The sequence below is a fragment of the Streptomyces sp. A012304 genome, assembly GCF_026008495.1.
In the GTDB taxonomy this organism is placed as follows: domain Bacteria; phylum Actinomycetota; class Actinomycetes; order Streptomycetales; family Streptomycetaceae; genus Streptomyces.
Map to the genome: position 1 here is coordinate 1 of NZ_BQUN01000091.1, position 10,315 is coordinate 10,315.

General features: G+C 70.7%; 4 protein-coding genes and 2 pseudogenes. 2 read left to right on the forward strand and 4 right to left on the reverse strand.

Features of this window, described 5'->3' with window-relative positions:
* Positions 1 to 258: pseudogene (locus tag ALMP_RS19210) on the forward strand (histidinol-phosphate aminotransferase family protein); the annotation flags it as partial.
* A 4-nt stretch (positions 259 to 262) separates the two neighbouring features.
* Here ALMP_RS19210 and ALMP_RS19215 read toward each other — a convergent pair.
* The 4 genes from ALMP_RS19215 to ALMP_RS19230 form a co-directional block, all read right to left on the reverse strand.
* Positions 263 to 1,693: a family 43 glycosylhydrolase gene (locus tag ALMP_RS19215; protein WP_264929897.1), complete on the reverse strand. Its 1,431-nt coding sequence runs from the start codon at positions 1,691 to 1,693 to the stop codon at positions 263 to 265.
* Positions 1,694 to 1,868: 175 nt separating this feature from the next.
* Entirely contained in the window at positions 1,869 to 2,729 is an 861-nt protein-coding gene (locus ALMP_RS19220) for a hypothetical protein (protein ID WP_264929899.1), read from the reverse strand.
* Positions 2,726 to 3,127: a hypothetical protein gene (locus ALMP_RS19225; protein ID WP_264929900.1), complete on the reverse strand. Its 402-nt coding sequence runs from the start codon at positions 3,125 to 3,127 to the stop codon at positions 2,726 to 2,728. Before ALMP_RS19225 ends, ALMP_RS19220 begins: the two co-directional genes overlap by 4 nt.
* 93 nt (positions 3,128 to 3,220) lie before the next feature.
* On the reverse strand, positions 3,221 to 6,406 hold the full coding sequence (locus tag ALMP_RS19230) for a VCBS repeat-containing protein (protein WP_264929903.1): 3,186 nt from the start codon (positions 6,404 to 6,406) through the stop codon (positions 3,221 to 3,223).
* A gap of 503 nt (positions 6,407 to 6,909) precedes the next feature.
* Between ALMP_RS19230 and ALMP_RS19235 the strand changes: the two are divergent.
* Positions 6,910 to 10,315 (forward strand): annotated as a pseudogene (locus ALMP_RS19235) (Rhs family-like protein); the annotation flags it as partial.

The window sequence follows — 10,315 nt, forward strand, 5'->3', positions numbered from 1 at the left end:
CCCGCTCCGGCGGCTCCCGCGGCGGCCATGGCGCCCGCCGCGGCGATGGCTCCGGCCGCCGCGATGACCCCGCCCCCCGCGGCGCCGATGGCTCCCGCCGCCGCGATGCCCGCGGGCCCCACCCCGCCCGGCGTCCCGGCCCGCGGCGGCCTCACCGCCGCCCAGGTGCGCGGTACCAACGGCCTCTCCCCCGCCGCGGCGACCGGCTGGCCCAACGCCCAGAGCTGGCCGAACGCGGCGGGTATGCAGGTGGGCTGACCGGCTAGGCCGGGTTCAGCCGCCACTGCTGGCAGGCGTTGTTCAGCCAGGTCCACTGGCGGACGTCGGCGGAGTCGGCCGTGGAGCAGTTGGCGACGTCCGCGACCTTGCCGGTGGCCTGGTTGACGATGCGGACGTAGTCGCTGTCGGTGGCCAGGAAGCGGAACCGCTGGCAGGTGTTGTTCAGCCAGCTCCACTGCCGCAGGTCGGCGCCGTCGGCGGTGGAGCAGTCGGCGGTGTCGAGGACCTTGCCGGTGGCCACGTTCACCAGGCGGCTGGTGTCGTCGCCCAGGTCCTCGACACGCCAGCGCTGGTTGGCGCCGCCGTTGCAGGTGTACTGGAGGACGTTCGCGCCGTCCGCCGTGGAACTCCCGGCGACGTCGAGGCACTTGCCGCTGTTGCGGTTGGTGAGGGTGTACGTGGTGGAGACGGTGGACGGCTCCCCGGAGGGACCCGCGAGGCTCGCGCCGAGGCGGACCGGCGTCCCGAGGTTCGGGGTGCCGTCGGCGTTCCAGGTGAACTTCTGCGCACGGGCCGTCCGCCCGTTGTCGCAGCCGTCCGACGCCGCGTCGTTGGCGTGGTAGACGATCCAGCTCTCGGTGCCGTCGGGTGAGGTGAAGAAGCCGTTGTGGCCCGGGCCGTAGACGCCGTTCGCGTCATTGCGCTGGAAGACCGGCGTGGACTTCTTCGTCCAGGAGGACGCGGAGAGCGGGTCGCTGCCGGTGAGGGTCAGCTGGCCGAGCTTGTAGTCGGGGGTCCAGCAGCCGCTCGCCGAGTAGATGAGGAAGGTCCTGCCGCCGCGCTGGAGGATCTCGGGCCCTTCGTTGACGGTGCCGTTGCGCTCCCAGTCGTAGGTCGGCGTGGACACGGTGGAGAAGCCGGTGGCGAGGGTGTACGGGTTGGACATCCGGGCGGCGACGAGGTTCTGGGTGCCGCCGCTGGCGCTGCCGAAGAGGTACAGCTGACCGTTGATGGTCGCGACCGTCGGGTCCAGCATCCAGGCGGAGTTGAGCTGGTTCTTGTAGGTGTACGGGCCGAGCGGGTCGGAGCCGGCGCTCTCCAGGACGTGCGTGCGCTGGGTGGGGTTGTAGTCGGAGACGTTCTGCCCGGCGACGTAGTACAGGTACCAGCGGCCGTTGAGGAAGTGCAGTTCCGGCGCCCAGATGTTGCAGCAGCGGGAGGGCGCGTCACCCTTCCACACCTCGATGTTCGGGGCGGTGGCGAGACCGGCCAGGGTGGCGGACTTGCGGATGGTGATGACGTCGGTCCAGCTCGTCGTCACCATGTAGTAGTTGCCGTCGTGGTACGAGATCCAGGGATCGGCGCCCTTCTGCGCCTTGACCGGGTTGGCGAACGAGGCCGCGCTCGCGGAGGGCTGCCCGAGGGACAGGGCCAGCAGCAAGGCGGCCAGCAGGGTCAGTAGGCGACGGGCCATCCGGTGCTCCAGTTCAGTGGGTTGATGCCGAGTTCGGGGGTGCCGTTTCCGGCTCCTTCGGTGGGGGCCCACCGTTCGTCATCTCGAACAGTGATCGTGTTGCCGGACGGGACCGTAGAATCGAACCCCTTGCGCGTCAATGGTCCGCGCAGCCACTCGAAAAACTTCCGGTGTTTCAGATCCCCGGGTCGGCCGGGTGGAGCTCCAGCCACCGGCGGGCGGCCGCCTTGTCACGTGCCGACCAGACGGCGTACTCCGACTCCGCCGCGTGTTCCGCGAAGTCGCGCAGCTCCTTGGCGCGGTGCGGCTCCGTCACCACGACCGTGCCGATCGAGAACTGGCTCGTGGTGCCGCCCACCAGGACGTTCCCGTCCAGCGACAGCATCCGGAACTCGGGCCGGCAGAAGGCGCTGCCCAGGGGGCCGGCGGCGCCCTCACCCATGATGTCCCAGGGGCCGCGCAGCTCCACACAGATCCACGGCTCGATGTCGGAGGCGAGATGGAAGCGGGGGTCCTCCGGCCGGAACAGCCCCCGCTCGACCGACAGCCGGTACCAGTCGGCGTTGGCCTTCTCGCGCAGCCGGGGGTCCTCGACGTCCTTCCAGGCCTCGCACAGCCGGTCCGACGCGGGCATGCTGAACATGGCGTTGGCGACCCCGGGCGGCATGAGCCCCTCCGGCGCCTCGTGCCCTGCGACCACGAACAGCCCGGCCCGCGCGACGGCGGCCGCCCACGCCTGGCGGGCGGAGACGAACCGCAGGTCTTCGATCGGCTGCCTGAGATCGCCCGGCAACTCCGCGCGCGCCGCGGCAGCCGCGCTCCTGAGGGCGTCCACCGCGGCGCGCAGGTGCGGGAGATCCCGCTGCTCGTCGAGGGCCCGGGACACCGCGAACAAGGGGGCGAGCAGCTCGGCCCGCGCCCGCTCCGGCAGAGCGTCCAGGGCGGCCGCGTCGTCCGTCAGCAACAGGTCGGCCACCCGCCGGGCCGCTTCCCGGTAGGCCGGCTCGCCGGACCCCGAGTTCACCCCTGTCTTCATTCTTGGTCCCCCTTCGCCTGCCCGTGCAGAAGGTCCGAGAGCAGGCGGGTCTCCACGTACGTGCCCTCGTAGCCGCCCGCGCGCAGGCTGTCCGCCGCCTCCCGGGCCTCCCGGAGGGAGAGCCCGAAGGCGTCACGGAACGCCTTCAGAACGCCCGCGCCGCGAACCTCGTCGTCCCTCGGCCTCAGACGGTGGAGACCGTGCTGCCCCACGATCGCCTCGCGCACATGCGCCGGGGACGGCCCCCAGCCGCCGTCGTGCGCGATGCCGCACACGTCGCAGGCCCACTCCGTCTCCCACCGCAGCCGGCCACCCATGACCAGTTGCACGGCCCACCCCACGCCGGGCCGGCCGCACCCCTCACACGCCCCCGAGAGCCGCGCCGCTTGTTCCGTCATGTCTCTCCCCCGCGCGCCGACCCCTCAGGCCCTAAACGACACGGCCGGTCGCGCGGGTGCGCGACCGGCCGTTCTCTCACCTCGTGCCGGCGGTCAGGAGATCAGTTTGATCGTCTGCCAGCCGGTGCCGCCCACCACGGCGGCGGGGCCGACCGGGCCGGTCTTGCGGCCCGGGACGAACTCCAGGCCCGCCGACGCGTTCGGCGTGGTGGTCCACAGGTCCGGCACGCCGTCACCGTCGGTGTCACCGGAGGCGGTGAACAGCGGACGGGCCGCCGTGGTCCAGCCGGTCGCGTACACCGTGCGGTTGGCCGGGACGCCCAGCGACGCCGGGTCGGTGCCGCCGTCGGGAACGCCGTCGCCGTCCGCGTCACCCCGGCTGCGGCCGTGGTACAGGTACAGCTCGCCGTTCTCGGTGTTGCGGGCGATCAGGTCGGTGAAACCGTCGCCGTCGACGTCACCGGGCGAGGCGAGCTGCATCTTGCCCCAGCCGCCGTTGCCGATCAGGTACCCCGGCTCGACCGTGCCGTTGGCGTAGCCGGGCAGGAACCACAGCTGGTCGCCGATGACCGCGACGAAGTCCGGGTTGTTCGACTCGCTGTCGGGCGTGATGTCACCGACGGACACGATCTGCTTGAGGTCCGCCGGGTTCGTCGCCACGTCCGTCTCCGGGTCCGGGAAGAAGTACACCTCCTGCTTGGTGTCCTCGGTGAACTCGCCCAGGCCGTTGTTCGGGTACAGCCACAGCTTGCCGTCGCGGCGCGCCACCAGGTCCTCGTAGAGGTCCGCGTCCCAGTCGCCGCGGTGGGTCAGCAGGGCGCCGTTCCAGCCGCCGCCCGAGGAGAGCGGGAGCATCGTCGCCATCTTGCCGCCGCCCGTGCCGCCGTACAGGCGCAGGTTGTCCGTGCCGTCGACGGCGAAGAAGTCGGGCAGGCCGTCGCCGTTGACGTCACCGGGCTTGTCCATCACGCCCGGGCTCTTCACATAGAAGCGGTACGGGTAGATGGGGCCGGGGTTGCCGCCCGCGTCGACGATCCGCACGTACAGCGTGTGCGGTCCCGGCGTCAGCGGGGTGGCCTCACCCGTTGCCGAACCGCCCTTGGTGGTGGGCCGCGCGGGGGTGCTCGGCGGGGTGCGGTCCAGGCCGTACAGGTACTCGGTCGCGCCCGTCTCGCCGTTGGCGCCGAACTCGAACACGCCCTTGGTGCGGGCCAGCGCGCCCTCGACCGGCTCGCCGTCCGGGGTGGTCTCCGGGTACAGGCCGTCCTTGGACGCCACGGTCGGCATCACGGTCGGCGCCTTGGGGTCGAAGGCGAAGCGGCAGCCGGGCGCGCCCTGCGACGGTGTCCAGTCGGAGGCGAAGGAGTCGTCGTGGACGTCCTCGGCCTGCGCCTTCCAGGAGAACTGGCCGTTGCTCGCGCCGACGTGCTTGGCAAGCAGTTCCTTGGGCACGGTCACCCGCGCCTGGGCTCCCTTGGAGGAACTCGCCTTGACGGTGACCTTGTAGCGCTTGTCGAAGATGACACCGGGCGAGGTGTCGTGCTTGCCGGTGGCCCACAGGTGGAACTGGACGTTGACCTCACCGCCGTCCGGGTCCCACACCTGCGCGGTCAGCCGGACGTCCGTGTTGCCGACCGTCACATACGAGGAACCGTTGCCGCACTGGTTGGTGCCGACCTTGGTGCTGGGCACGGTGTCCAGCGCCCAGGGGGCCTTCGGCGGGCGGTTGAACTCGACGATCAGCTTGGCGTCCGGCTTGAACTTCTTCCAGCTGTACTCGTCCCGGCCGTCCTCCGCGCTCTGCGGGGCCCGCAGACCGAAGGTGATGTTCGACCACTTCTTCTGCGACGCCTTGACCGCCGCGTCCTTGGCGTCGAAGTCGACCCCCGCGTTCGCGCAGCCGAAGGTCTCGTTGCCGTGGGCGACGGTGCGGGTGTCCTGGCGGGTCGACCAGGACGGCTGCTCGGCCCAGGTGGTCTTGGAGGGGATCGGGCCCGTCAGCCACAGCTCGACCGGCTTCGGCGTGCAGGACCAGGAGTGCGTCTCGGTGATCTGGAACTGCGCGTCGATCACCTTCACACCGGCGAGGAACTTCGAGCCGACACGGAAGAAGGAGCGGGCGGTTCCGCCGGAGGAGGACTCGTAGCCGACGCGCGCCTCGTCCGTCGTCTTGCCCTCCCAGCCGGTGCCGTTCCAGTAACTGGCCTTCGGGGTCGGGCGGTAGGCGATGGTCCAGGCCTCGCGGGTGCCGGTCATCCGCGGGTCGATGTAGACCGGGAACCGGGTGTCCGGCGCGTCCAGCAGCTTCTGATCGGGCGTCAGCACGATCTGCTCGCCGGTCACCTGGACGCCGACGTCACCGCTCTTGGTGCCCGGGGTGAACGGGGACGCCTCCGCGGCGGCGCTCGGGCCGCTCTTCGCGGCGGCGCTCGGGCCGGTCTCATCGGCGGGTGCCGCGGCGGCGCGCGGAGCGGTCTTCGCGGCGGCCCGCGGTGTGCTCTTCGCGGCGGGGGCCGGGGCCTGCTCCTCCGCGGTGCCCGAGGAGTCCCACATCCGGGCCGTGGACGAGGCGAACACCGTCTGGCCGGCCGCGTTCACCGCCCGCAGGGTGCCGGTCTCGGTGTCCTTCCGGACGTCCAGGCCCTTGGTGTCCAGCCCGAAGCCGATCTGGTTCAGCTCCGGACGGTCCGCCGCCTCGGGTGTCTTCACGATCAGCGCCTGGCTGAAGCCGTCCACCCCGGCCCGCACCGCCAGGTCGACCCCCGGGAACACCTCCGGGTAGGTCGCCGTCGCGCCGTCCAGGACGGGTTCGGGCAGGGCCTTCGGCCAGGTCAGGGCCAGTTCGCCGCCCTGGTCGGCGAGGGTCACCAGACGGGTGTCGCCGCCGGCGGAGAACGTGACACGGCCGGGTGTCGCCTTGGGCGAGACACGGCCGGCCACCTCGGTGAGCGTGGTGTCCACCGGGGTCCAGGCACCCTCCCGCTTCACACGGACGGGCAGGGTGTGCTGGGTGTGACGCAGATTGCCGTTGGGCAGGGCGTGCGTCTCGCTGGTCTCGGTGCGGGCGGACACCACCTCCACGGGCTTGCCGCTCTCGGCGGCCTGCCGCAGTGCGCGCTCCTCGGGGTCCGCGGCCACCGTGGTCGAGTCGGTGTCGGCCGCGGCCGCGGTGAGCGGCGCGATCGGTGTCAGCCCCAGTGTCCCGCCGGCGAGCACCGCGACGAGCGCGGCCCGCACACAGCGCCTGGTCGGGCGCTGTCTTCGGGATATTTCTGGCATGGGCGAATCCCCCCGGAGTCGTTGCCGTGCGGGCCTGGTCGTGGCCCGCTGCGCGCCCTTCCACACGCGGGCCGCGAGGCCGAACAGTACACGTCAACTGGGCTTTTCTTTGCTAACGCATGGTCAAAGTGGGGATTGTCGCATTGCCCAGGCTTTACTTGTCAGCTTGATCGGCAGCGCCTACTGTCTGACCGTTCAACACTCGACTACACAGAGTGAAGTAAGGGGGAGGTCCTTTAGTGGACCAATTGATAAGACAGCTACGGTACTTCGGCCACTGGCACAGATCCGTTTCCCTCTTCGTCGGCCTCGTGCTCTTCGTCGGACTGATCCCCGACGACGCGCGCGCCGCGGACGGAAGCACCCGGATCTCAGACGTGAAACGCGACCGATCCGTTCCCGGTAGGGAATTCGACAAGAAGCGCACCGAGGCTCCTGACCAGGCCACGGCGTCCTTCAGGCCCGCTGCGGGCAGGATCGCGACCGGCACGTTCACGACGCTGGTGACCGACAGCCGTGACAAGCTGCCCAAGCGCGCGCCGCTGACCACCGGCGCCACCCCGGGACTCCCGGGCACCCAGGGCTCGACCACCGTGCAGACCGGCATGGTGAAGGCCCGTCAGACGTCCGCCGCGAGCGCCAGGAAGGCGTTGCGCAACCGCGGTCTGACCCCGAAGCAGGCCGCCGCCGACGCCGGCACCGCCGTCCAGGTGCAGGTCAAGGACGAGGCCGCCGCCCGCAAGGCCGGCGTCCAGGGCGTGCTGTTCACCGCGGCACCCGCGAAGAGCGGGTTGGCCCCCGCCGCGTCCGGCTCCGTCGAACTGGAGTTGGACTACGCGTCGATCAAGGACACCTACGGCGGTGACTGGGGCTCCCGGCTCCGGCTCTACCGGCTTCCGGCCTGTGCGCTGACCACGCCCGGCCTGGAGCGCTGCCGTACCCGCACCCCGCTGCCGGGCGCCAACGACCCGACCGCGAAGACCGTCACGGGCACCGCCGATCTGGCGGCGGCGCCGACCGTGTTCGCCGCGGCGGCCGCCGCGTCCGGTCCGGGTGGCAGTCATGAGGCGACCTCGCTGTCGCCGTCCGGTTCCTGGATGGCGGGCTCGTCCTCCGGCGGGTTCTCCTGGACGTACCCGATCGAGGCGCCCGAGGTCCCCGGCGGCCCGCAGCCCGAGGTCGAACTGTCCTACTCCTCGCAGGCCGTGGACGGCCGCACGGCGTCCACCAACGCGCAGTCCTCCTGGATCGCGGAAGGCTGGGACTACGAGCCGGGCTTCATCGAGCGCAAGTACCGCTCCTGCTCGGACGACAAGGCCCCGATCAAGGACGACAAGGGCAACGACCTCAAGCCCAACAACACCGGCGACAGCGGTGACCTGTGCTGGGGCTCCGACCACGTCGTGATGTCGCTGGGCGGCAACACCACCGAACTCGTCAAGAAGGACGGCACCGACGAGTGGCGTCCCGCCGACGACGACGGCTCCCGCCTGGAGCACAAGTCCGGCGCCGCCAACGGCACCAAGACCGGCGAGTACTGGGTCCTGACCACCACCGACGGCACCCAGTACCACTTCGGTCTGAACAAGCTGCCCGGCGCCCCGGACGGCACGGTCACCAACTCGGCGCTCACCGTGCCGGTGTTCGGCAACCACCCGACCGAGCCGTGCCACGCGACCGCGTTCATGGACTCCGACTGCGCCCAGGCCTACCGCTGGAACCTGGACTACGTCGTCGACCCGCTGGGCGACGCCATGACCCTGTGGTGGACCAAGCGGACCAACTTCTACGGCCAGAACATGAAGGCCGACCAGCAGATCGCCTACACGCGCGCCGCCGAGCTGGAGCGCATCGACTACGGTCTGCGCTTCGACAAGCTGTTCGGCGTCCTGCCGGCCGGCCGGGTCTCCTTCACCCTGGCCGAACGCTGCGTGCCGACCTCGTCGTTCGACTGCGCGGAGTCCAAGCGGACGACGGCCAACGCCAAGTTCTGGCCGGACACGCCGCTGGACCAGGAGTGTGCCTCCGGTGCCAAGTGCACCGACAAGTACTCGCCGACGTTCTGGTCGACCAAGCGCCTGAAGAAGATCAGCACCAGTGTGCTGTCCGGCACCGCGCTGAAGCCGGTCGACTCCTGGACGCTGGAGCAGACCTACCCGGCCACCGGTGACGGCACCTCGCCCGCCCTGTGGCTGGAGTCGGTCACCCGCACCGGTCATGGCGCGGGCGCCACGGCCGACATGCCGAAGGTCTCCTTCGCGGGCGTCCAGCTGGACAACCGCGTCGACAAGGTGGAGGGCCTGCCGCCCTTCTCCCGGTACCGGATCAACGCCATCGACACCGAGACCGGCGGCCGGATCGGCATCAGCTACTCGCCGCGCGACTGCCAGGCCCTGGAGCCGAAGCGGATGCCGGCCTCGCCCGAGTCCAACACCATGCGCTGCTTCCCGCAGTACTGGACGCCCAAGGGCGCCCTCAACCCGGTGAAGGACTGGTTCCACAAGTACGTCGTCACCCAGGTCCGCGAAGAGGACCTGGTCACCGACAGCCCCGCCAAGGTCACCTCCTACGAGTTCCTCGGCGGCGCAGCCTGGGCCTACGACGACAGCGAGTTCACCGAGAACAAACACCGCACCTGGTCCCAGTACCGAGGCTACGAACGGGTCCGCACCCGCCAGGGCGCCGGCGACGACATCAAGCAGCTCACCGAGCACCGCTACTTCCGCGGCCTGCACGGCGACAAGCTGCCCTCGGGCACCCGGTCCTCGGCCGTCGAGGCCAGTGACGGCGCGAGCCACCCCGACCTGCCCCAGTACCAGGGCCAGCTCCTGGAACAGATCACCTACGAGTCCGACGGCGGAGCCATCGACTCGGCCACCGTCACCACCCCCTGGGCGGTGAACACGGCCACCCGCACACGGGCCGGCACCACCGCGCTGGAGGCGTGGATGGCCCGCCCGGAGACCGTCCGCACCCGCGAGCGGGTCAAGGGCGACACCTGGCGCACCTCCACCGAGACCACCAAGTACGACAGCTACGGCCTGCCGTACCAGGTCGAGGAGAAGACGCTGGGCGGCAAGCTCCGCTGCTCCACGGTCAGCTACGCCCGCAACACCTCCGCGTACCTGATCGATCTGGAGTCCCGCGAGAAGACCACGCTCGGCGCCTGCGGCACCACCGGCGGCGAGGTCGTCGAGGACACCCGCACGCTCTACGACAACCTGGCCTTCGGCGCGGCCCCCACCAAGGGCCTGCCCACCGAGGTCCAGGAGCTCAACGCCAAGGGCGACGGCTACATCACCATCGACAAGACCCAGTACGACATCCACGGCCGGGAGACCGCCACCTGGGACGCGGACAACCGCAAGACGTCCGTGACGTACACGCCGACGACGGTGGCACGCCCGACCAAGCAGGTTTCCACCGACCCTCTGGGTCACACGGAGACCACGGTGTTCGACGACGTCCGCGGCTTGCCGCTGACCGAGGAGGACGCCAACGGCAAGAAGGCCACGATGGAGTACGACCCGCTGGGCCGGCTCCTGAAGGTCTGGGAGATCGACCGCGACCCGGCGAAGGACAGCCCGACCGCGACGTACGACTACACCGTCCGCCGCGACGGCCCGACCGTCATCACCTCGCGGACAGTCAAGGACAACGGCCAGTACGCCGTGTCCTACGAGATCCTCGACGGCCTGCTGCGCGAGCGGCAGACCCAGGACGAGGCGGTCGGCGCGGGCCGGATCGTCAGCGACACCTTCCACGACAGCGCGGGCCGCAAGTGGAAGGAGAACGAGGCCTACTACAACAAGGAGGAACCGGAGCCGAAGCTGCTCCCGGTCGGTGACCAGGACGTCCCGTCCCAGACCCGCACCACCTTCGACGGCCTGGGCCAGCCCACCGCGGAGA